Source organism: Neorhizobium petrolearium, from assembly GCF_029854435.1.
GTDB classification, from domain to species: domain Bacteria; phylum Pseudomonadota; class Alphaproteobacteria; order Rhizobiales; family Rhizobiaceae; genus Neorhizobium; species Neorhizobium petrolearium.
On record NZ_CP123001.1, the window covers coordinates 157316 to 180667 of the forward strand.

The window sequence follows — 23352 nt, forward strand, 5'->3', positions numbered from 1 at the left end:
TCGGACCGCCTCGTGAGCGGCCTTAACATCTAATCGTTATTAATGGTTGGGGCACGTTGACTCCCCGCAGGGCCGGTCTCTATTCAGATCGCCACAAGCTTGGCGCACCGAGGGAGAGATGATGCGGGTTATCCAGGCGATCGATGAGCTGCGCGATAGTTTGCGTCTGCAGGCAAAGCCGGGAAAGCGGGTCGGATTTGTTCCCACCATGGGCTATCTGCACGCCGGCCATATGGAACTCGTCTCGCGAGCCCGCGCGGAAAACGACATTGTCGTAACCTCGATCTTCGTAAATCCATTGCAGTTCGGCGCCAATGAGGATCTGAGCCGGTATCCACGCGATCTGCCGCGCGACAGCAGCATGCTGGAGGCTGCCGGTGTCGATATCTTGTTCGCCCCGGGCGGTGAGGACATGTACCCCCGTCCCATGCTCACCGTCGTCGACGTGCCTGATCTCGGGCGCGAACTGGAAGGCGCGGTGCGGCCGGGTCATTTTGCCGGTGTCGCCACGGTGGTCTGCAAACTCTTCAATATCGTCCAGCCGCAGACGGTCTATTTCGGTGAAAAGGACTATCAGCAGGTCGTCATCATCAAGCGAATGGTCGAAGACCTGGCGCTTCCGGTTCGGGTCATTGCCGTTCCAACTGTACGGGATACGGACGGGCTGGCTCTTTCCTCGCGCAATGTCTATCTTTCCGAGGTGGAGCGGCGCGCCGCAACGATCGTGCCGCGTACCCTCGACGAAGCGGAACGACTTGTGCGGTCGGGCCAGACCGATCCGGTCAGGCTTGAGGAAATGCTGCGCGAATTCATTGGCCGGGAACCCTTGGCAAATGCGGAGGTCGTTGCAGTGAGAGATGCTTCGACCTTGCAGCCTGTCGCATTGATTGACGAGCCGGTCGTTGTCGCGCTGTTCGTCCGCATCGGCTCCACACGGCTTCTTGACAACAGGGTCATTGGCCGCCGAGGCGTGCAATGAAAGAGAGATTTCGATGAGTGTCCCGGCAAAACAAGGGCGCATTACGCCGAAGCGTATCCGTTCAATGAAAGACGGGCAGCCGATCGTCTGCCTGACCGCGTATACGACACCGATGGCACGTCTGCTGGATGCGCATTGCGATCTGCTGCTCGTCGGGGATTCGCTCGGCATGGTCCTCTACGGCATGGAGACGACCGTTTCGGTGACGCTCGATATGATGATTGCCCACGGACGGGCAGTCATGCGGGGCGTTAAAAATGCGTGCGTCGTCGTCGACATGCCTTTCGGCTCCTATCAGGAGTCCAGGGAGGTCGCTTTCCGGAATGCCGTCCGCCTTCTTCAGGAAACAGGATGCGATGCGGTGAAGCTCGAAGGCGGGGAGGAGATGGCTGAGACGATTGCCTTTCTGACGACGCGGGGCGTTCCCGTGCTCGGTCATATCGGCCTGATGCCCCAGCAGGTTCACACGGCCGGTGGTTATCGTTCGGTCGGCCATTCGGATGAGGAGTCCGCAAAGCTTCGGCGTGACGCAAGCGCCATCGGCAGCTCCGGGGCATTCGCAGTTGTCATCGAAGGAACGGTCGAAACTCTTGCCCGGGAGCTGACGGCACAGGTCGAGGTTCCCACCATCGGCATCGGCGCATCCTCGGCATGCGATGGGCAGATTCTGGTCTCCGATGACATGCTGGGCCTCTTCAACGACTTCACGCCCCGCTTCGTGAAGCGGTATGACGAACTGGGTCAGCGGGTTCGCAAGGCAGCCGAGGATTATGCGCGCGAAGTTCGCGCACGCCAGTTCCCGGGGCCCGAACATACGTTCAAGCGCCGATCGTGAGTTCGGGATTTTGTCCGGGATGGCAAACACCCATTGCACGATGACACTCTGCTTCGGCTACCAGGTCGAGGTGAAACGTGCTATTTTAGGGAATGTCGATAGATAGGCTCAACTGGGTCGATGATGCCGGACAGTCCGCCGTTAGCGCCCGCTTCACGCGGCGTGCAGCGTTGGCAATGGGTCTCTGTCTGTGCTGCGTGCCGATGCGTGGCTTTGCGGCCGCGTCTCTTTCGCTGAAAGATGTCGGGAACGGCCTCTTCATTCGTGAGGCGCCGCACGAGGAAGCGACACGGGCCAATAGCGGAGGCATTGCCAATATAGGTTTCATCATCGGACGCGATAGCGTGCTCGTGATCGATCCCGGAGGCAGTCTGGCAGATGGGCAATGGCTCCTTTCAGAAATCAGGAACCGGACCAGCAAACCGATCCGGCATGTCGTAATGACCCACGTCCATCCCGATCATTGCCTTGGTGCTGCGGCCTTTGCTGAAGAGCGGCCGGATTTCGTCGGTCATCACGCTTTGAGGTCCGCGCTCGATGCGCGGGGAAGCTATTATCGCCAGCGTCTTGTCGAGATCGTCGGGCCGGAGAACGTAGGCGGCATCGTATATCCCACACGGGAGATAGAAGATGTCGCCGAGGTCGATCTCGGTGACCGCATTATCCGGTTTACCGCGCACGGCACCGCGCACACCGATTGCGACCTGTCGATGTTCGACACCTCGACGGGGACGCTGTTTCCCGCGGATCTGCTTTTTGTCGATCGCGTTCCCTCGCTGGATGGAAGCCTGCCCGGATGGCTGATCGAAGCCGAGCGGCTCAAGGGCGTTGGTGCTGCCCGCGCAGTGCCGGGGCATGGGCCGGCGATGGTGGACTTCGGACCGGCCGTGGCAAAACAGGTGCGCTATCTCACGGCTCTCCGCGATGAAACACGCAAGGCGATAGCGCAGGGCATTGCGATAGACGAGGCCAGCCGAACGGTGGCTGCGGGAGTGGGCGAAGGCTGGGTGTTGTTCGACGACTATAATGGCCGCAACGTCATTCAAGCTTACAAGGAGCTTGAATGGGAGTAGGCTTCGGATCGAAGCAGGGAGGAGAATATGATGCACATATTGCGACCGGCCTTTGCGGCCGCTTTGATTACGGCGATCTGCGCCGGGCCGGCTCCCGCCGCAGATTCCTCTCAGGCTGATGCCAAGCGAGAGGAGCGCTGGCAACTGATTGCCGACTATCTCTTCGATGATCGGGAAGTTCTTCCAACCGATTCCTTGATCAAGATCGATGCGCCAAAGCGTGCGCAGGATGCTGCGCTCGTTCCGATCACTCTGACGATGCCCGAAAAGGACAGGATCAAATCGGTCTATCTTGTGATCGATGACAACCCTGCGCCGCTTGCCGCTCACGTCACCTTCGGGCCGGCCGCAGATCCTGGCTCGCTGCAGCTGCGTGTCCGGGTCGACACCTACACCAACGTTCACGCTGTTGCCGAGACGAAAGAGGGAAAGCTGTTTTCAGCTGTCGCCTTCGTGAAGGCCTCCGGCGGCTGTTCGGCGCCCTCCGGACCGAGTGACGCGGAAGCGATGAAGGGAATGGGTGAAATGAGAATGAAGTTCGCGGAGAGCATGCAGGACGGACAACCTGCCGAGGCAACGCTGATGATCCGCCATCCGAATTTCACCGGAATGCAGATGAACCAACTCACCCGGCTTTACACGCCGTCGCGTTACATCGACAAGGTGACCGTCTCCTATGGCGACCAGACTGTCCTGGAAGTATCTGGCGACATCTCCCTGTCCACAAATCCCGTAATCGGCTTCAATTTCGTGCCGGGTGGCAACGAGCTGATGAAGGTGGTCGCATCCGACACCAAAGGAGAGCGCTGGGAGCAGAGTTTCAAAGTGCCTCCGGTCACGAATTGAGGTGTGGGCATGTCCGACCTGATTGGAGCCTTGGTGAGGGTTGCCGCTTCACTTGCGATTGCGTTGTTGATGACCGCGGCGGGCACGCAACTGTCCCGGGCCGAAGTGCCGGAGCCGGAAGGCTTGTGGACCGGGCCGATGCGAGGGGAGACACCGAAGACGCTCACGGGTGCCGTCGTCATCGATCTGGCAGACCTTGAGGCGCTCATGCCGAAGAACCCGGTGCTTCTCGATGTCGGCCCCGCCGAAAAGAAGCCGGAGGATTTTCCCCGGGACCGGCTTTGGCTGCCGACCCATCGCTCCATCCCGGGCGCCGCGTGGTTTCCGGGCGCCGGAGCAGCATCTTTTGAGGCGGCGCAGGAAGAAACTTTCTTTCGTCGCGTGGAAGAACTGACTGAAGGCGACAGTTCAAAGCCCATCGTCACCTTTTGCCTTCCCGGCTGCTGGGGGAGCTGGAACGCCGGCAAGCGGCTGGTGATGAAGGGCTATACCGGCGTTCATTGGTTCCCAGGCGGCATCAACAGTTGGCAGGAGGCCCACGAGGCGGTTGAAATCAAGCCAGATAGGGCTTGGGAGTCGGAGCCGGCAAAATAGTCGTGGGGATGAACAGCTCTCTGATCTTCGCCAGGTAGTGGTCTTCGCAGGTCGACCACCGCAGCTTCGCGAGAAGCTTGGTATCGGCGCCGGCGGGATAACGAATACGCTTCCCGTCCTCCGTTGCAGCCGTCCAGGTGGCCTCCGCGACTTCAGCCTCGGTGCAGTACGGTGTCGGATAGTTCGCCATCTTCTCGAAGAAGGCCTGGACGAACCCTTCATAGTCCTTAGGAAAAACCCCTTGCATCCTCGTTCCAGTATTCGCGCCAAAGCTGGTGGTCGGCGCCAGGCCGGGCTCGACGAGCCGGGCCTTGATGTCGAACAGGCTCAGCTCGTAGGAGAGCGACTCGGTAAAGCCTTCGATAGCGCATTTGCTGGCGGCATAGACCGCCGACAGCGGCATGACGCCGATGGTAACGCTGGAGGTGACGTTGACGATGATACCGCGGCCTTGCTTGCGCATCTGCGGAATGATCGCGCGGCAACAGGCCATCACGCCGAACGTGTTGGTCTCGAACAGCTCTCGGATCGTTGCCTCGGGCGTCGCCTCTACCGCGGAGGCCAAGCCGATCCCGGCGTTGTTCACCCAGACGTCGATGCCGCCGAAGGCAGCCACACCGTCGGCGATTGCACCGGCGATGCTGTCGGCGTCGGTCACGTCGAGCGGAAGCACTTTCAGCCGATCCGACTGCACCTTAAAGACGCTCGGATCCGGGCGCCGCATGGTCGCGAGGACGTTCCAACCGCGATCGAGGAAAAGCTCGGCGATGGCTTTGCCGTAGCCAGATGATGTTCCGGTGATGAGGATTGTTTTGGTCATTGGTTTCTCCGCTTCTGTCAGAGCGGAGAATAGACATTTGCTTAGGACGATCTATAATTATCTGTCTTTATTTTATTATGGATCGTCCAGAATGGACCCTTTCAGCGACATCATCGCCTTGCTGCGCCCTCATGCAGTGTTCTCGAAGCCGATAACCGGCCGCGGAAAGTGGGGCGTGAGCTATTCGGCCTATGCGGCGCCGGGGTTCGCCATCGTGCTCAAGGGGCGATGCTGGCTGTCCATCGAGGGCGCAGACCCGGTGCCGCAGGAGCGGGGCGACTTCGTGCTCTTGCCTGCCTCGCCAGCATTTTCGCTTCTCAGCGAGCCGGGTGCGGCATGCGTGCCGGGCATTCCATCGTTCAGCAGCATCCGGCATGGAGATCCGGAGGGGGAGCCGGACTTCGAGATGCTCGGCGGCTCATTCCAGCTCGAGCCCGTCAATGCCCCGCTGCTGCTGGCCCTGTTGCCCGGTATGATTCACATAAGGGCGGAAGACGGAGATACCTCCCGTCTGGCTCGCATCATTGATCTCATCATGGACGAGTGCGCCAACGACAGGCCGGGGCGCGAAATGATGCTTCAACGCCTCCTGGAGGTCATGCTGGTCGAATGCCTGCGCTGGCCCAGCATCGCTCCGGGAGCACTGCCTGCCGGCTTGCTGGCGGGGATGCAGGATCCGGCCCTTGCGTCGGTCCTGCGTGCAATGCATACCAATGTGCGCGCCGGATGGACGGTGGCGGAGCTTGCAAAACTCGCGGGCATGTCGCGATCGGCATTCTCGGCCCGTTTCTCCGAAACCCTCGGCTGTGCCCCTATGGAATACCTTTCCCGTTGGCGCATGACGCTGGCTCAGGATGCCCTAAGCCGCGGCGGCAAGCCTCTCGAGCGCCTTGCGGAAGAGATCGGCTACGAGTCCGCCAGCGCGTTCAGCACAGCGTTTCGTCGGCGTCTGGGGTGCTCGCCCGGCATGTTCGCCCGCTCGCGGCGGGCCGGGAACGGGCACTAACGACGCGGCAGAGGGTCGAAGCCATTGCCGCTTGGAGCCGCCGTTGCCATCCAGTGCATCTGCGGAGGGTCACGAGGCGAAGCTCAGCCTGTGCCGAGCACTTTTGCCAAATACTTGTCGAGCGTGATCGGATAGCCGCGCACCCTCACGCCGGTAGCGTTGTATATCGCGTTCGCGATCGCAGCCGCGGCACCGGGATTTCGAGTTCGCCGATGCCCCTGGCCTTCAGCACAGCCGCTGCCCGGCTGCCGTTTATTGCAGGGCTGGTCAGCAGTCAGGTCCGTGTTTCGCGCAAGCGCACCGATCCTCGACTCATCTCCCGGCGTCCTCTCGATCGTATTGAGCCGATGCGGTTTTAGTTGACGAGATGGGCGGACGCCTCAATCTGGCCTAACGGGCGGATTAGCCGGCTATACGACAGCAAACGGTTTCCCTGGGATGGAGCCACAATTAAATGTCCGACTTGTTGACAAAGGTAAATTGCCTTCAGCACGGACGTATGGTTTAGGAAAACGTGATGATCGTTAACAATCTTCAAAGGCTAGAGGCGGAAGCCATCCACATCTTGCGGGAGGTGGTTGCGACGTCCGCCAAGCCGGTCATGTTGTATTCGATCGGCAAGGATTCTTCGGTTATGCTTCACCTTGCGCGGAAGGCATTCCATCCAGCCAGACCTCCTTTTCCTCTGTTGCACATCGATACCATGTGGAAATTCAGAGCGATGATCGAATTTCGTGATCAGGTTGCTCGAGAATACGGGATTGAACTTCTTATCCACACCAGCCAGGAGGGGCTGCAGCAAAACATAACTCCGTTTACCCATGGCTCAAGCGCTTATACGTACAGTATGAAAACTCTTCCTTTGCGGCAGGCGTTGGACAAATACGGATTCGATGCCGCTTTCGGCGGAGGGCGGCGTGACGAAGAGAAGTCTCGCGCCAAGGAAAGGATCTTTTCGGTCCGTAATTTCCAGCACGCCTGGGATCCGAAAAACCAGCGCCCGGAAATGTGGAAAACCTACAATACTCGGATTGCCCAGAATGAATCATTCCGGGTCTTTCCATTGTCGAATTGGACCGAGCTGGATATTTGGCAGTACATTCTCAAGGAGCGCATTCCAGTTGTCCCACTGTACTTCGCTGCAAAAAGGCCAGTGGTGAATCGTGATGGCACGTTGATCATGGTCGATGACGACAGGATGCCGATACTGGCTGGTGAACGGATCGAGGAAAGGGTGGTCCGTTTCCGCACTCTTGGTTGCTATCCACTGACCGCTGCAATTGAAGCAGAGGCTTCGACTGTGGAGGAAATTATCCTTGAAATGTTGACAACCCGAACGTCGGAGCGGGAGGGCCGCCTTATTGATAAGGATGAAACCGGATCCATGGAGCGAAAAAAACGTCAAGGATATTTCTGATGGTCGATAATATGCCGAGTGAGCAATTACCGAACCTCTCCCGAATTCTTCATGAGCAAGAGAACAAGTCGCTGCTGCGTTTCCTCACTTGCGGCTCTGTAGACGATGGAAAGTCAACCCTTATTGGAAGATTGCTTTACGATACGAAACTGATTTTCGACGATCACTTGGCAGCGCTGCGACGCGACTCTGCCAGACATGGGACGACATCCAGCGATGACATCGACTTTGCGCTTCTATTGGACGGATTGGAAGCCGAACGGGAGCAGGGCATTACCATTGATGTGGCATATCGTTTCTTTGCTACCGAAAGGCGGAAATTCATCGTCGCTGATACGCCGGGTCATGAAGAATACACGCGCAATATGGCGACGGGAGCCTCGACTGCAGATTTAGCGGTCATGCTTGTCGACATCCGCAAGGGTATTCTACCCCAGACAAGGCGGCATTCCTGTATCGCGTCACTTCTGCGGGTTCCGCATATCGTTTTAGCTGTCAATAAGATCGACCTTGTTTCTTTCGATCAAGAAAAATTCGAGGACATCGTCGCTGAATACAGGCGATTTGCGTCGGACCTTGGCTTTACCTCAATCTGCCCTATTCCAGTTTCGGCCCGTTTTGGCGACAACGTGATCGAAAAGTCGACCAATACTCCTTGGTACGAGGGCCCGACTTTACTTCAGCATCTGGAGACCGTCCCGGCGACATCGGTTGATGCATCCAAACCATTCCGTTTCCCAATCCAATTGGTCTCCCGCCCAAACTCAGATTTCCGAGGATTTTCTGGGCAGGTCGCGGCAGGACGTATCGGAGTAGGTGACCCAGTCGTAGTTGCCAAGTCGGGGCGGATGTCAAAAGTTATGAAGATCAGCACTTACGATGGCTTCCTGCCCCAAGCCGTGGAAGGGCAGGCGATTACTTTGCTTCTCGAAGATGAACTGGATTTATCCAGAGGGGACATGCTGGTCGCGCCGAAGGGACGCCCCCATGTGTCGGATCAGTTTCAAGCCAATATAATTTGGTTCGACAAAGAGCCGATGTTTCCGGGTCGAAGCTACATCTTGAAAACAGAAACAGACAGCGTCGACGCGACGATCACCAGCCTAAGATATCAGATCGATGTTGCAGACTTGGGTCATGTTGCGAGCAAAACTTTGCGCATGAATGAGATCGGCACCTGCAATGTCGCAACGCAGGCGCCGATTGTTTTTGACAGTTACGGCGATAATCGTCTTGTTGGAAATTTTATTTTGATTGATCGTCTGACCAACCGAACTGTTGGTGCGGGAATGATCAATTTTCCTCTCCGCCGCGCGGATAATCTTCATTGGCAGACTCTGGAAGTTACCGCGCAAGCCCGCGCGAATTTGTTGCGCCAGCGCCCCGCCATCGTTTGGTTCACGGGATTTTCAGGCTCAGGCAAATCAACTATCGCCAATAATCTGGAGAAATTGCTCCATGCCAAGGGCAGGCACACATGTCTGCTAGACGGGGACAATGTGAGGCATGGCCTCTGCCGTGATCTGGGTTTCACGGACGAGGATCGTGTTGAGAACATTCGGCGTGTTGCGGAAGTCGCGAAACTTATGGCGGATGCTGGCCTGATCGTGTTGGTAGCGTTCATATCCCCGTTTCGTTCCGAGAGGCAGATGGCGCGCGACTTAATGGGCAGTCACGATTTCATTGAGGTCTTCATCGACACACCGATTGAGGAGTGTGCTCGGCGTGATCCTAAGGGTCTTTATGCCAAGGCAAGAGCCGGGATGCTCCTGAACTTCACGGGCATAGATTCCAGCTACGAAGCCCCTGAAAAGCCAGATATGCACTTGCAGACGGTGGGAAGCAGTCCGCAGGAGCTTGCCATCGCGATTGAGGAGTTTCTTGAGCGTCAAGGTCGTGACCTGGATGAGACCTGAACATCGTGAATCAGAGTAGCCGCAGAATGCGTTCCATTTAACGGCAGAGGACCGAATTTATGAGAGTGCCACGGAATTTCATCGAGAGCCTTCTGTCGAATCGAGGTCTTCCCATGATTCACATCCACACACCGAAGTGCGGCGGAAGCTTCGTGAACAGCGCGTTTGGTGAACGCTTCAAGCAATGCCCTACGCTACGATGGAGTGAAGCAAAGGGACACAAGACCTTTCTTGAATACCGGGACATTTTTGAGAAGCGTGGTGATAGCCTTACCAAGTACGTCCTATTCACAGTCATCCGAAATCCATGGGATTGGCACCTTTCCTGGTTTAACTACGTATCGAAGGATGCTGGTGGAAGAAATTCCGGCATGCTGTTGGAACATGAGCAGATAAAAGCCCTGAGTTTCTCCGGTTATATCAAATGGCTTGAAGATATGGACCAACCGAGGTCGCTTCACGATTATGCACGAAGGCAAGTGAGTGACTGGATTATTGATGAGAATGGAAAAATTGCTGTCCATGAAGTATTGAGGCAGGAGAGGCTCGAGGAAGATCTTCGGTCACTTAAGGAAAAGTACGGGCTTCGGATAACCGTACCCTATGGCCAACGAATAAATTCCTCACGGAGCGAGCGCGGCTACAGATGGTCCTATTCTGACGAAGATGCGGAAATAATTGCGCGGCGGCATCAGCGTGACATTGCCCTATTTGGCTATCGCTTCGAATAGGTTCGTTGGATTGATGTTGATCGCGGGCAGGTGTCATACGGCAGTGTGCTGAAGATCACCGAGCCTGGGCACATCTCACAGCGGCTGCAGCGAATGACCAATCCCATCGAAATGGGGCAGGAGGTCCGACGCGCCTCATGTGATCCGAGCCGGACTTCCCGGCCGCAGGGAGGGGTATTTGGGGGGCTTTCCCGCGGCAACGGCACTATCTTTTGCCACCCTGAATGGTTCCAGTTCCGTTAGTAGACGTGGCTAACATTTTGTAAATATCCACACATCCCGTGCCGAAGCGAGGCAGAACCTCTCAAAATCAGGGCCGCGGCGGCTTTGACAGGCACTTTCCGTCATCCTCACTCCTGTTCTCGATGGCGGCAGTGATTCGAATGCCCTGAATACTGGGATTGAAGGGCGGAGAATTCGGGCCTGTAGCATATCGGCCGAAAACGGGACGCCCTTTCGGGATGACGAAAGATCAGTGAGTTAGATCACCTCGAGCGAATCCGCGGGATGCGGAGAATCTTAGGCAATCCGCCTGCGAAAAATCGCGAAAGCCGCGCCGGCGCTCATGGCGGCCAGCAGATACCAGGTGATTGCATAAACGAGGTGGGTGTTGCGGAACTTGACGACCGTCAGTCCGCCGACCGGCAGGCCACCGGGATTGGGTGTCGCATCTACATCGATGAAATAGGGTGCAACGTTCGTCAGGCCTTTTGCCGCGGCGATCGCCGCGACGTCACGCGAGTACCAGCGGTCGCTTGCCGGGTCGTTGTTCCGCAAGAAGGCGCCGCCGGGTTCCGTCATTCGGAGAAGGCCGGTGATTTTGACGGAGCCTTCGATCTCGTCCTCGGCACGTGATGCAGGCTCGCGTCTGTCGACCGGGACGAAGCCGCGGTTGATCAGGATTGTTGTTCCCTCCGCCAGCCTGAGCGGCGTTATCACCCAGAAGCCGGCGCCGAGTTCGGTGACTGCCTGGACGAGGGTTTCCTTACCATGATCGAAGGTGCCCGACGCAGTCACACGCCGGTATTCGTCCTTTTCAGCATCAACTCCCGGCCACGCGGATGGTGACGGTGCCGCGACCGGCGCAGCGTGAATGCGAGCGTCTACGCGGGCGATCAGATCGAGTTTCCAGAAAAGCCGCTGCACCTGCCAGGTGCCGAGCCCGAGGAAAGCTGCGGCCAGCAACAGCATGGCCGCCGCGAAAAACCGGCGGGGCCGCGCCGAACGGGCCGGTTTGTCCGGCGTCATGTTTCCAATCTTTGGGCGATCCGGGGCCGCGCTCATCGGTTTTGCCCGTCAGGGCATGTTCTTCATCATTTCCGGTGACATTGGCATCATATTGACGTTGAGGTGATGCATGACCCAAAGGGAGCCGGCGAGCGTGATGCCGACCAGCACCAAGGTGAAGATCAACGCCATCATCGTCCAGCCGCCTTCCGAACGTGGGTTCATGTGCAGGAAGTAGATCATGTGCACGACGATCTGGATGACGCCGAACCCCATGACGAGGAAGGCCGTGAACAGCTTGCTGTCGAAGACGCCGCCCATGACGAGCCAGAAGGGAATGGCCGTCAGGATGACGGAAAGCGAGAAGCCGATAAGGTAGCTCCTGAGGGTGCCGTGACCAGCCTCGTGGCCGTTGCTGTGCCCGTGATGCGCATTGTGGGCATCTTCATGGGCAGGTGCGTGCGGGTGCGAGTTCATCCGAGGACTCCCATCAGGTAAACGAAGGAGAAGACGCCGATCCAGACGACGTCGAGGAAGTGCCAGAACATCGACAGGCACATCAGCCGGCGCTTGTTTTCCGGGATCAGGCCGTGTTTGGCGACCTGCACCATCAGCGTGATCAACCAGATGATGCCGAAGGTCACGTGCAGACCGTGGGTGCCGACCAGCGTGAAGAAGGAGGAGAGAAAGGCACTGCGGGTCGGACCGGCGCCCTCGTGGATCAGGTGATTGAACTCGTAGAGCTCGAGAGCGAGGAAAATCGCTCCGAAGACACCGGTCACAGCAAGCCAGAAGAGCGTTTCGGTCTTGGCATTCCGCTCCATCTGCAGCATCGCGAAGCCGTAAGTGATCGATGAGAGGAGCAGCATCGACGTGTTGATCGCGACGATCGGCAGATCGAAGAGATCGGCGGGCGAGGGGCCTGCCGCGTAAGAGCGGCCGAGCACGCCGTGGGTAGCGAAGAGCACTGCGAAGATCAGGCAATCGCTCATCAGATAGAGCCAGAAGCCCAGCATGGTGCTGCCTTCCGGATGGTGCTCTTCCTTCAGGTAGAATTCCGGCTTCTCTGTTTTTTGAAGTTGCATTTGACTTGGCATGTCAGGTCCGTTCCGCGAGCAGTTTCGAGCGCGCGTTCTCCGTCGCCGCCACTGTTTCCGACGGGATGTAGAAATCCCGGTTGTAGTTGAAGGTATGGCCGATCGCGACGGCGAGCAGGGCGACGAAGGAGGCGATCGCCAGCCACCACATGTACCAGATCATGCCGAAGGCGAGTGCGACGCTGATCGCGGCCAGGATGACGCCGGTGCCGGTGTTCTTCGGCATATGGATCGGCTTGAAGCCGGCAAGCGGACGCTCGTAGCCGCGGCTCTTCATGTCGTACCAGCTGTCGTGGTCGTGCACGACGGGGGTGAAGGCGAAATTGTAGTCCGGCGGCGGCGAGGAGGTCGACCATTCCAGCGTTCGACCATCCCAGGGATCGCCGGTCGTATCGCGGAGCTGGTCGCGCTTGATAAACGAAACGACGAGCTGGATGAGGAAGGATGCGATGCCGAGCGCGATCAGGAAGGCGCCGAAGGCAGCGATGACGAACCAGATCTGCAGCGACGGGTCCTCGAACTGGGACACACGGCGGGTGACGCCCATCAGGCCGAGTACATAGAGTGGCATGAAGGCGAAGAAGAAACCGATCTGCCAGAACCAGAAGCTCATCCTGCCCCAGAACGGATCAAGCTTGTACCCGAAGGCCTTGGGGAACCAGTAAGTCACGCCCGCCAGCACGCCGAACACCACACCGCCGATGATGACATTGTGGAAGTGAGCGATCAGGAAAAGCGAGTTGTGCAGCACGAAATCCGCGGGCGGGATGGCAAGCATGACGCCCGTCATGCCGCCGATGACGAAGGTCACCATGAAGCCGACCGTCCACAGCATCGGAACCTCATAGCGGATGCGGCCGCGATACATGGTGAAGAGCCAGTTGAACATCTTCGCACCGGTCGGGATCGAGATGATCATCGTGGTGATGCCGAAGAACGCGTTCACAGACGCGCCCGAACCCATGGTGAAGAAGTGGTGCAGCCAGACGATGTAGGAGAGGATCATGATCACGCAGGTTGCGTAGACCATCGAAGCATAACCGAAGAGGCGCTTGCCGCAGAAAGTGGCCACCACTTCGGAGAAGATGCCGAAGGCCGGCAGCACGAGGATGTAGACCTCCGGGTGGCCCCAGATCCAGATGAGGTTCACATACATCATCGGATTGCCGCCGAGGTCGTTGGTGAAGAAGTTTGTACCCGCATAGCGATCGAGCGTCAAAAGGGCGAGGGTGGCGGTCAGGATCGGGAAGGTCGCGACGATCAGCACGTTGGTGCAGAGCGAGGTCCAGGTGAAGACGGGCATCTTCATGAAGGTCATGCCGGGTGCCCGCATCTTGACGATCGTGGCGATCAGGTTGATGCCCGACAGCGTCGTGCCGACGCCCGCCACCTGCAGACCCCAGATATAATAGTCGACCCCGACGCCCGGACTGTAGTCGGCGCCGGAAAGCGGCGGGTAGGCGAGCCAGCCGGTTCTGGCAAATTCGCCGACGAAAAGCGACATCATGATGATGATCGCGCCGGCCGTGGTCATCCAGAACGAGAAGTTGTTGAGGAACGGGAAGGAGACGTCGCGCGCGCCGATCTGCAGCGGCACGACGAAGTTCATGAGCCCCGTCACGAAGGGCATGGCCATGAAGAAGATCATGATCACGCCATGCGCGGTGAAGATCTGGTCATAATGGTGCGGGTTGAGGTAGCCTTCATTGCCGCCGAAGGCGATCGCCTGCTGCAGGCGCATCATGATCGCGTCGGCGAAGCCGCGTAGCAGCATGATCAGCGCCAGCACCACGTACATGATGCCGATCTTCTTGTGGTCTACGCTGGTGAACCACTCTTTCCAGAGATAGCCCCAAAGCTTGTATCTGGTGATCAGCGCCAGGATGGCGATGCCGACGATCGCGACGACGAGGAAGGTCACGACGAGAATGGGTTCGTGATAGGGGATGGCTTCCAATGTAAGCCGCCCGAAGAGGAATTGCGTTAGCGTGGTGTTGCCGAACATGGGTTTCTACCAGATCTCTTTCAGGGCTTTGCCGGAGCGACGTTGTTGATCTGCGCCGGCGCGGCACTGCCCTGCGAGGTTCCGGGGGTGCTTCCGGGCGTATCGCCCTGCATGTTGTGCATGTCGTGGTTCATCGGCTGCCCCTGAGACCCGTTGTGCGACTGGGGTCGCTGAGGATTGTTCACGCCTTCCGCCGGTTCGGGGCTGCGGGCCGGGTTGCCGGTGGCAGGGAAGGTAGCTGCGGGAGCCGGCGTGCCGTGGGCGGCTTCACCTGCATGGCGGCTGTCGTATTCCAGCCGGTTGCGGTTCTCATGGCTTTCCGCGCCGCCGCCGCCCATCATGTCGATATGCATCATCTCGCTCATGCACATCTTGCCCGGCGTGGCGCACATGTTGAGTACGGCGTTGTAAAGTCCGTCCTCGACGCTGGTATAATAACGGACCGGCTCTTTTGCGCTCGGCTTTTCAAGCTTCAGATAGGTGTCGCGATTGAGTGCTGTGCCCTGGCCCTTCACCCGCGCGACCCATGCGTCGAAGCCGGCCTGCTGCAGGCCATGGAACTTGAAGCGCATGTGGGAGAAGCCGTCGCCGCTATAGTTCGCCGAAAGACCATCATATTCGCCCTCCTTGTTGATGACGGCGTGCAGCTTGGTCTCCATGCCCGGCATGGCGTAGATCATGCCGGCCAGCGCGGGCACGTAGAAGGAGTTCATGACCGACGATGCGGTGATCTTGAAGTTGATCGGCACGTCAACGGGAGCGGCCATCTCGTTGACGGTCGCGATGCCGTAGTCGGGATAGAAGAACAGCCACTTCCAGTCGAGCGCCACGACTTCCACCCTCAGCGGCCTGACTTCAGCGGGGATGGCCCTTTCGGCATCGATGCGATCCAGCGGCCGATAGGGATCGAGCTTGTGGGTGCTGATCCAGGTCACGGCGCCGAGTGCGATGATGATGGCAAGCGGTGCCGACCAGATGATGACCTCCAGCCGTGTCGAATGATGCCAATCGGGGTCGTATTTCGCGGCAGTGTTTGAACTGCGATAACGCCACGCGAAAAACAGCGTCAAGCAGAGGACGGGCACGATGATCAGAAGCATCAGCACCGTCGAGACGACGATCAGATCCGCTTGCTGCGCGGCGATATCGCCCGATGGAGACATGACGACCAGGTTGCATCCGGTCAGCGCCAAGGCAGGCAGGAGAGCGAACAACCGTCCGGTGAACTTCAACAGAGTGGGCATCTCGGGCTCGAAATTTGCGTTTTGTCTAGTGTGGACTAATCGCGGCGATGCCCCTGCTGGAATGAGGTCGTTCGTCGCAGTGCAGCAATCTGTCGCGGTGCAGCAAGATTTTTTGTCGATCGTTTTGGTCAAAGCTTGTCGCCGTTGGAGTAGCATATGCCAATCGCTGTTCGCGGAAATCTAGGACAGAACCCCTGGCCCGCCAGAGTCTCGTGCCACTACAATCGGCGTTTTTTGAAGAGGTTCCTTGAACTCGGCCGGCATTTGATCAACATTTCAAAGCTGAGGCGGATTATCGCCAGGAGGAAGGCTTTATGAGCACGGTCGTCAATCCCACATCGTCAGGTATGGAGCGGGATGCTCGCCGCATTCATGACGACAAGCCGATTTCGCCCGGCAGCATCGCCATCGGTGTGATCATCGGTCGCATGTCCGAGTTCTTCGATTTCTTCGTCTACGGCCTCGGCTCCGTGCTGGTTTTCCCCAAGCTGATCTTCCCGTTCGCCCCTAATCCGGTGGCGGCCACCCTCATGTCCTTCGCGATCTTCCCGCTCGCCTTCATGGCGAGGCCAGTGGGCTCGTTCGTCTTCATGTGGATCGACCGCAATTACGGGCGTGGCACCAAATTGACGGTCGCCCTGGTTATCCTGGGCGGATCGACGGCCTCGATCGCTTTCCTGCCAGGTTACGACACGATCGGCCTGTGGTCGGTGGCGCTGCTGGCGCTTTTCCGCCTGGGGCAAGGGTTTGCGCTCGGCGGAGCCTGGGACGGGCTGGCTTCGCTGCTCAATCTCAACGCGCCGCCCAACCGCCGGGGCTGGTATGCGATGATCCCGCAGCTCGGTGCGCCTTTCGGTTTTGCGCTGGCGAGCATCCTGTTCGGCTATTTCGTCGCCAATCTTTCCGAAGAGGATTTTCTCTCCTGGGGCTGGCGCTATCCGTTCTTCGTCGCGTTCGCGATCAATGTCGTGGCGCTCTTCGCCCGCCTGCGTATCGTCGCCAGCAAGGAGTTCGGAGCGGCTATGGAGGCGCGTGAACTGGAGCCCCGGCCAGTCTTCGAAATGCTGAGCAAGCACGCCCATGACGTTGTGCTCGGCGCCTTCGCGCCGCTTGCGAGCTTTGCCATGTTCCATCTGGTAACGATCTTCCCGTTGAGCTGGGTAACGCTCACAGGCGGGCAGTCGGCCGCGGAATTCCTTTGGGTGCAGGTTGCGGGCGCGGCTGTCGGCGTTATCGGGATCGTATTGTCCGGCGTCATCGCCGACCGTATCGGCCGTCGCAACCAGTTGATGATCGGCGCAGTTATCATCGCCATCTTCAGCTTTTCCGCGCCGTTCCTGCTGGATGCCGGCGGGACGGGGCAGGATGCGTTCATCATCATCGGTTTTGGTATTCTGGGCCTCTCGTTCGGCCAGGCCTCGGGGGCCGTCTCCTCCCGTTTCGGGCAATATTACCGCTATACCGGCGCTGCTTTGACATCCGATCTCGCCTGGCTTGTCGGCGCAGGCTTCGCGCCATTGGTGGCGCTGGGGCTCGCCAGCAGTTTCGGTATCATCTTCATCGGCGGATATCTGATGTCCGGGGCGATCTGCACGATCATCGCGCTCAGCCTTAGCCGGGTGCTGGACCAGAGTAATGAGCCGGGCGGGCAGCGGTAACCTGACATGAAAATGCCGGACACAAGGCCCGGCATTGAAAGTTGACCGTGAAAAGGAGGGCTGCCCTACGCAGCCTTTCTGCTCAACGTCGGACGTGTCGCAGCCGCCTTCTCGACCATGGCGGTGACTTCTGCCCGGCGCGCGCCGGAAAGCGGCATGCGTGGCATGCGCACGCGCTCGGAGCCGCGGCCCATGATCTGCTCGGCGAGCTTGATCGACTGGACGAGGTCGTGTTCCGCGTCGAGATGCAGAAGCGGCATAAACCAGCGATAGATGCTACGGGCCTCTTCCCAGTCGCCCCGCTCAGCAGCGGCAACCAACGCGACGGATTCCCGCGGGAAGGCGCTGGTGAGGCCGGAGACCCAGCCCTTGGCACCGAGCAGCAGCCCTTCGAGCGCCACGTCGTCAAGGCCGGCGAAAATATCGAACCGGTCGCCGAAGACGTTGATCAGGTCTGTGAAGCGGCGCGGATCCGGTGCGCTTTCCTTGACCGCCTTGATGTTCGGCACGTCTTCGAGCTGGCGCAGCACGTCGACGCCGATATTGACGCGATAGGCCGGCGGATTGTTGTAGAGCATGATCGGCAGCGAGGTCGCTTCGGCAACCGCCTTGAAATGGGCGACGAGCTCTTCGGGCTTCGGCACGTAGACCATCGCCGGAAGCACCATCAGGCCGTCGGCACCAAGCTTTTCGGCATCTTTCGCATAAGCCACCGCGCGGCGGGTGTCGAACTCGGAAACGCCGGTGACGACCGGCACCCGACCGTTCACCACTTCGACAGCGGCTTTCAGGATCGTGCGCTTTTCTTCCGGGTCGAGCGAATTGTTCTCGCCGCAGGTCCCCATGACGATGAGGCCGTTGACGCCATCATTGACGAGCGCATCCTGCACGCCCTGCGTAGCCTTGAGGTCAACGGAGAAATCTTCATTGAATTGTGTCGTCACTGCGGGAAAGACGCCGGTCCAGCCTGTGGTCATTGGAAGAACTCCTGTGGTTGATGGATCGTACCATGCGCGTGTCCCTGTCGGGGCTTGTCACGCGAACGGCTCCGTCGGGCTTTTTGCGGGTTGGGTGAACCATTCAGGCCCGGTTTCGGTCATATGGATATGGTCTTCGAGACGGATGCCGAACCGGCCGGGGAAAACGATCATCGGCTCGTTCGAGAAGCACATGCCGGGTTCCAGAGCAGTTGCATTGCCCCGGACGAGATAGGGTTCCTCGTGGATTTCGAGGCCCAATCCGTGCCCTGCGCGATGCGGGAGGCCCGGCAGCATATAATCCGGACCTAGCCCGTGTCTCGCGAGCACCCGCCGGGCTGCGTCGTCGAGGCTGCCGCAGGTTGCGCCGAGGCGGGCGGCGTCGAATACGGCCTGTTCCGCCTCGCGTTCGACCGCCCAGGCGTCCGCGAATTCCTTGGTAGGCTCTTCCAGCATATAGGTGCGGGTGAGGTCGGAGTGGTAGCCGTCCAGCCGGCAGCCGGTATCGACCAGCACGACATCACCCGGTGCATAGACCTGGTCGCCATCGGCGCCGTGCGGCAACGAGGTCGCCAGCCCGAACGAGACGATGCAGAAGGACGAGCCGCCTTCGGCGCCAAGCGCGCGGTGCTGCTCGTCGATATAGCGAACAACTTCGGAAGCCTTGACGCCCGGCTTGATGAGGGCATGTGCGCGGCGGTGGACCTCCAGTGTCAGGCCCATCGCATGTTCGATCAGAGCAATCTCGGCCTTCGACTTGCGAAGCCTCAAATCGCGGATGAGCCGGCCGCCATCGACAAGACGGTCAGGGCCGAAGATCGCGGCGAGCTGATGGTAGACGAAGAGCGGCAGGGCATCATCGAGCGCGAGCTTTCCTCCCGCCGGCATCAGCGAGGCAACCAGCGCCGCGCTCGACTCATCCTCCTGCCAAGTGACGATTTCGCCCGGAAGCCGGGGCAGGGTTTCGACGCGGCTCCGCTCGAAGCCGGGCGCGATGTAATAAACGTCTTTCGGCGTCACCAGCGCGCCGAGCAGGCGCTCGCTTGGATGCCATTCGAGGCCTGTGAAATAGCGCAGGCTTTCCGTCGAACCAAGCAGCAGTCCTTCGAGACCTTTTTCCGCAAGCGTGGTCTGCAGCCGCTGAAGGCGCTGTCGTCGCTCGTCATCGGTGATCTTCGGGACGGGATGAGACCAGGACATAGCCGGTTCCTTTTCAATATTGGAAGGTTCTATACAGGTTTGTATTTAGTTTGTCGACAAGGCATTTAGGCACATTTTTCCGGCGCCTGCGAATGCTCTTAAGGATTAACGAAAACGGCCGATCCGGAACGGCTCGATGGGAAGGGCGGGCTGGCGGCGAGCGGCAAGATCGGCGACCAGACGTCCGGTTGCTGCCGATTGGGTCAGGCCGAGATGCCCGTGGCCGAAGGCGTAGATGACCGCTGATGTGGCACTCGAAGGGCTAATGACAGGCAGGCAGTCCGGCATGGAGGGACGAAAACCCATCCATTGGCGGCCACCCTCGGTCTTTAATGCGGGCAGGAAAGCTTTCGCTTTCTTCAGCATGGCTTCCGACCTCTTGTAGTTGGGCGGCAGATTGAGCCCTCCGAGCTCGACCGCGCCGCCGACGCGGATGCCGGAAGAAAGCGGCGTCACCACGAACCCGTGGTCGTTGAAATAGAGCTGGCGCTGCAGCGGGAAGGCACCGGGGGGTAATGTCGTGTTGTAGCCGCGCTCGGTTTCGAGCGGCGCATAATCGCCGAGACTTGCGGCGACGGACTTCGACCACGCACCACCGGCAAGCACGACGGTCTTTGCTTCGAAGGCCGCGCCATCCGAAAGCGCTACGCGGGCACCCGATGCCGTCGGTTCGATGCGCGTGACCTCGCCGATCCTGAGCGAGGCGCCGCAAGAGATGGCGTGGTCGACAAGTGCTTTCGTGAAATCGTAAGGATCGCAAACCTGCAGGCCATCCGGGGTGAAGATGCCATGCCGGAACTGCGGCGCCAGTCCTGGCTGCAGGGTTTCAATTTCGCTGCGGCCCACCCGGTTGAACTCGAAGCCGGCATTGCGTTTCGCCTCCCAATCGGTCGATGCTGCAAAGAGGCTTTCTTCGCTGTCGTAGAGGTCGAGTGTCCCGGTCCGGCTCACCATCTTCTCGAGGCCGGTGCGCCCGATGACCCGAAGCATCTCACTGCGTGCCAGCGGCATCATTTTCGCGTTCACCTCGACCGTTCGATTGAAAGCAGCGCGAGCGCCGGCGCGCCAGAAGCGCCACAGCCACGGCACCATGGCGAGCGCATAGGAGGGCGGAAGGCTGAGGGGACCGAGCGGATCGAGCAACCATTTCGGCGCCTTCCATATCGTGCCGGGCGCGGCGATCGGGATGATTTCCGGAAAGGCAAGAATGCCGGCATTGCCGCTGCTTGCGCCTCTCGATACCTCTCCGCGTTCGATCATCATCACCGAATGGCCATCCTGCTGCAGGTAATGCGCCGCCATCGCGCCAATGATACCCGAGCCGATCACGACGACGTCGACCGAAGGGTTGTTCATGGTATCTATCCTGTGTGACGAATTCGGAAGGTATGGGTCAGCTGGCCGAGAGATCGATCGGATGGCCGAGATCGCGGGCGACATAGTCCTGGATCTGTTTGACGATCTGGGCGGCATGCCTGATGGCGAGCTGGTCGGCACGCTCTGGATCGCGGGCCTCGATCGCAGCGATCATCTCTTCGTGCTCATCGACATATTGGCGGGGCAGGCGGTCATCGAAGGTGCGGTAGTAGAGCCTCAGGATGCGTCGTCCTTCATCGAGAAGCCGCGTAAACAAGGCGGTGTAATAGGGATTGCCGGCAAGTTCGGCGATTGCCACATGGAATTCGCGGTTAGCTTCGATCATCGCGAAGGCATCGCGGGCGACCACGGCCGCGGCAAATTCCTCCTGACGCCTGCGGATATCGCCCATCGCCTCCGATGTCGCGTGCAATGCTGCGCCGCGAGTGGTTACGCGGTACATCAGCGTCAGCGCGTCGAAATAGGTGGGTAGTGCCGCGAAATCGATAGGCGCGACAATCGTATTGCGATTGGGCAGCGTCGTGACGAGGCCCTCGCCGGAAAGTCTCAGCAGCGCCTCACGGATCGGTGTGCGCGACATGCCAAAACGGTCCGACAGCCGGACCTCGTCAAGCGGGCTGCCCGGCGTCAGCGTCATGGCGAGAATCTCACGGCGGAGTACGGTATAGACGCTCTGGGTGCCGGAGCCGCGGACGCGGGTAACACCGTTTTTTGCCGTTTCTTTCGTCACTATCAATCACCGTCCTATGTAACGTCAGCGATGCTGCGGCGACAATTGCACACATTGTGTCGACAGAAAATCCCTATATGCCAAGAAGACTCGATTTCTGGACCTTAGGTACGGTCTTTGGTTCCATAATATGTATTATGAAATTATTGTGTGTGTAGCCACAAAGTTAGAGTGCCGTGTTCCTGCAAAGTAAGAATGGCACGGTCCCCGCGTTTTGATGGCACAGGATCTAGGCCCCTGCCCTCCGTTATCAGCGAGGAGTTCTATCGAGCAGCATGCGATCTCATGCCTTGCGAACCTCAAATCAGGTGACTGCCCGTGGAGCCAAATATGTTGCTTGAGACCTTCGAATGGTGGAACCGATTGACTTGCTACTGCGAAGGACTACTTTTTAGAGATCGCAAATTCATCCGCACAAGGATAGCAGTGGATGCTGAAGCGATTGGGCAACCTTGAGGAGGATGAGGTTTGCCATGGAATATCGTTTTCTTCTGCTAATCGGCGTGGGAGACGCAACGACGTTACGTGGCCATCTTGGCAACCCAAAATTGAATGTGAAGGCTGCGAAGACGGCATTCGGCGACCTGAAGGACGAGCAGAAATCAGCTGTCCGAAACGGGCGCTGCAAGTTGACCGACTGCGGAACAGATCGGTTGAAAATGCCTAATTTTCTGTAATTACACGCATTTTCTGTTTATGAGATACTAAGGCCAATATTTGCGGAATGCGGTTCATATCCACGGTCGGATCGGCTCAGGGAGGGGCGATAATGGCTGTCGTGCTGGTTCTCGTTTTGCTGGTGGTGGGCTCCGTGTTGTTCCACATGCTGAGCCCCTGGTGGTGGACGCCGATCGCGTCCAACTGGTCCTATATCGACAGCACGCTGGTCATTACCTTCTGGATCACCGGCATCGTCTTCGTGGCTGTGGTATCCTTCATGGCCTATTGCGTCTTCCGCTTCCGACACAGACCAGGCAACCGAGCGGCCTATGAGCCTGAGAACCGCAAGCTGGAATGGATGCTGGCATCGGTAACGGCGGTCGGTGTCGCAGCCATGCTCGCGCCCGGCCTTGTGGTGTGGAACCAGTTCGTCACGGTGCCGGACGAAGCCGTCCCTGTGGAGGTCGTGGCACAGCAATGGTTGTGGAGCTTTCGGCTGCCGGGAGCCGACGGTAAACTCGGCCGGTCGGATACGCGCGACGTTACCCCTGAAAACCCGCTCGGTCTCAACAGGAACGATTCCGCAGGGTTGGACGACGTGATCATCGAGGGTGGAGAGTTGCACTTGCCGGTCGGTAAGCCGGTCCGGGTATTGCTGCGCTCCGTCGATGTCCTTCATGATTTCTACGTGCCGGAATTTCGCGCCAAGATGGACATGATCCCTGGCATGGTGACCTATTTCTGGCTTACGCCGACGCGAACGGGAACCTTCGAGATCCTCTGCGCCGAACTCTGCGGCGTCGGCCACTCGCAGATGCGCGGAACCGTCGTCGTTGATGACGAAGCGAACTACCAGACATGGCTGGAGCAGCAACAGACGTTCACCCAGCTCCTGGCATTGGGAGAGCCGCAACCGGCAAATTGAATCGGGCAGGAAGGCAGCATCGGAAGGAAAGGGAG

General features: G+C 58.9%; 22 protein-coding genes. 12 read left to right on the forward strand and 10 right to left on the reverse strand.

Annotated features, from left to right (window positions below; translation table 11 throughout):
• The first annotated feature begins 121 nt into the window (after positions 1–121).
• The 5 genes from panC to QEO92_RS27650 all read left to right on the forward strand — a co-directional run bounded on the left by panC (position 122) and on the right by QEO92_RS27650 (position 4327).
• Entirely contained in the window at positions 122–979 is an 858-nt protein-coding gene (gene panC / locus QEO92_RS27630) for a pantoate--beta-alanine ligase (protein WP_227705389.1), read from the forward strand.
• A 13-nt stretch (positions 980–992) separates the two neighbouring features.
• On the forward strand, positions 993–1814 hold the full coding sequence (gene panB / locus QEO92_RS27635; RefSeq protein ID WP_227705390.1) for a 3-methyl-2-oxobutanoate hydroxymethyltransferase: 822 nt from the start codon (positions 993–995) through the stop codon (positions 1812–1814).
• A gap of 92 nt (positions 1815–1906) precedes the next feature.
• Positions 1907–2887, forward strand: a complete 981-nt coding sequence (locus QEO92_RS27640) for a quinoprotein relay system zinc metallohydrolase 2 (protein ID WP_227705391.1) — start codon at positions 1907–1909, stop codon at positions 2885–2887.
• A 27-nt stretch (positions 2888–2914) separates the two neighbouring features.
• Positions 2915–3733, forward strand: a complete 819-nt coding sequence (locus QEO92_RS27645; protein WP_425272382.1) for a quinoprotein dehydrogenase-associated SoxYZ-like carrier — start codon at positions 2915–2917, stop codon at positions 3731–3733.
• Between the two features lie 9 nt (positions 3734–3742).
• On the forward strand, positions 3743–4327 hold the full coding sequence (locus QEO92_RS27650; RefSeq protein WP_227705393.1) for a rhodanese-like domain-containing protein: 585 nt from the start codon (positions 3743–3745) through the stop codon (positions 4325–4327).
• Here the strand turns inward: QEO92_RS27650 and QEO92_RS27655 are convergent.
• Positions 4287–5147, reverse strand: a complete 861-nt coding sequence (locus tag QEO92_RS27655; RefSeq protein WP_227705394.1) for an SDR family oxidoreductase — start codon at positions 5145–5147, stop codon at positions 4287–4289. The two genes, QEO92_RS27650 and QEO92_RS27655, sit on opposite strands and share 41 nt — an antisense overlap.
• Positions 5148–5238: 91 nt before the next feature.
• Here QEO92_RS27655 and QEO92_RS27660 point away from each other — a divergent pair, with 91 nt between their 5' ends.
• The 4 genes from QEO92_RS27660 (at position 5239) to QEO92_RS27675 (ending at position 10217) form a co-directional block, all read left to right on the forward strand.
• Positions 5239–6153: an AraC family transcriptional regulator gene (locus QEO92_RS27660; protein ID WP_227705395.1), complete on the forward strand. Its 915-nt coding sequence runs from the start codon at positions 5239–5241 to the stop codon at positions 6151–6153.
• A gap of 517 nt (positions 6154–6670) precedes the next feature.
• On the forward strand, positions 6671–7570 hold the full coding sequence (cysD, locus tag QEO92_RS27665; RefSeq protein WP_227705396.1) for a sulfate adenylyltransferase subunit CysD: 900 nt from the start codon (positions 6671–6673) through the stop codon (positions 7568–7570).
• Entirely contained in the window at positions 7570–9486 is a 1917-nt protein-coding gene (gene cysN, locus QEO92_RS27670; protein ID WP_037145776.1) for a sulfate adenylyltransferase subunit CysN, read from the forward strand. The genes cysD and cysN overlap by 1 nt, the downstream gene beginning before the upstream one ends.
• Before the next feature lie 113 nt (positions 9487–9599).
• Entirely contained in the window at positions 9600–10217 is a 618-nt protein-coding gene (locus QEO92_RS27675) for a sulfotransferase family protein (RefSeq protein WP_227705397.1), read from the forward strand.
• 519 nt (positions 10218–10736) lie between these two features.
• Here QEO92_RS27675 and QEO92_RS27680 read toward each other — a convergent pair.
• The 5 genes from QEO92_RS27680 to cyoA are packed head-to-tail and all read right to left on the reverse strand — an operon-like array spanning position 10737 to position 15790.
• Entirely contained in the window at positions 10737–11465 is a 729-nt protein-coding gene (locus tag QEO92_RS27680) for an SURF1 family protein (RefSeq protein ID WP_227705398.1), read from the reverse strand.
• Positions 11466–11513: 48 nt separating this feature from the next.
• Positions 11514–11921: a cytochrome o ubiquinol oxidase subunit IV gene (cyoD, locus tag QEO92_RS27685; RefSeq protein WP_227705399.1), complete on the reverse strand. Its 408-nt coding sequence runs from the start codon at positions 11919–11921 to the stop codon at positions 11514–11516.
• Positions 11918–12529 carry a cytochrome o ubiquinol oxidase subunit III gene (gene cyoC, locus QEO92_RS27690; protein ID WP_227705400.1) on the reverse strand — a complete coding sequence of 204 codons (612 nt, stop codon included), beginning with the start codon at positions 12527–12529 and terminating at the stop codon, positions 11918–11920. The genes cyoD and cyoC overlap by 4 nt, the downstream gene beginning before the upstream one ends.
• A gap of 13 nt (positions 12530–12542) precedes the next feature.
• The gene (gene cyoB, locus QEO92_RS27695; RefSeq protein ID WP_037145784.1) at positions 12543–14546 is read right to left on the reverse strand and encodes a cytochrome o ubiquinol oxidase subunit I; all 2004 of its coding nucleotides are present in this window, start codon (positions 14544–14546) and stop codon (positions 12543–12545) included.
• A 20-nt stretch (positions 14547–14566) separates the two neighbouring features.
• A complete protein-coding gene (gene cyoA, locus QEO92_RS27700) occupies positions 14567–15790 on the reverse strand; it encodes a ubiquinol oxidase subunit II (RefSeq protein ID WP_227705401.1) in 1224 nt (407 codons plus the stop codon).
• 314 nt (positions 15791–16104) lie between these two features.
• Here cyoA and QEO92_RS27705 point away from each other — a divergent pair, with 314 nt between their 5' ends.
• Positions 16105–17448, forward strand: a complete 1344-nt coding sequence (locus QEO92_RS27705; RefSeq protein WP_037145788.1) for an MFS transporter — start codon at positions 16105–16107, stop codon at positions 17446–17448.
• Between the two features lie 65 nt (positions 17449–17513).
• Here the strand turns inward: QEO92_RS27705 and QEO92_RS27710 are convergent, their stop codons facing one another.
• The 4 genes from QEO92_RS27710 to QEO92_RS27725 all read right to left on the reverse strand — a co-directional run bounded on the left by QEO92_RS27710 (position 17514) and on the right by QEO92_RS27725 (position 21732).
• A complete protein-coding gene (locus tag QEO92_RS27710; RefSeq protein WP_037145790.1) occupies positions 17514–18425 on the reverse strand; it encodes a dihydrodipicolinate synthase family protein in 912 nt (303 codons plus the stop codon).
• A gap of 57 nt (positions 18426–18482) precedes the next feature.
• Entirely contained in the window at positions 18483–19625 is a 1143-nt protein-coding gene (locus tag QEO92_RS27715) for a M24 family metallopeptidase (RefSeq protein ID WP_037145792.1), read from the reverse strand.
• 105 nt (positions 19626–19730) lie between these two features.
• Positions 19731–20981 (reverse strand): NAD(P)/FAD-dependent oxidoreductase, encoded by a 1251-nt coding sequence (locus QEO92_RS27720; protein WP_227705402.1) that lies wholly within the window; start codon positions 20979–20981, stop codon positions 19731–19733.
• Positions 20982–21018: 37 nt separating this feature from the next.
• Positions 21019–21732: a GntR family transcriptional regulator gene (locus tag QEO92_RS27725; protein WP_227705403.1), complete on the reverse strand. Its 714-nt coding sequence runs from the start codon at positions 21730–21732 to the stop codon at positions 21019–21021.
• Between the two features lie 473 nt (positions 21733–22205).
• On the opposite strand from QEO92_RS27725, the gene QEO92_RS27730 reads away from it, so the two are divergent.
• Entirely contained in the window at positions 22206–22409 is a 204-nt protein-coding gene (locus QEO92_RS27730) for a hypothetical protein (protein WP_227705404.1), read from the forward strand.
• Between the two features lie 92 nt (positions 22410–22501).
• Positions 22502–23317, forward strand: coding sequence for a cytochrome c oxidase subunit II (locus QEO92_RS27735; protein ID WP_227705405.1), 816 nt, complete (start codon positions 22502–22504; stop codon positions 23315–23317).
• Positions 23318–23352: the final 35 nt, after the last annotated feature.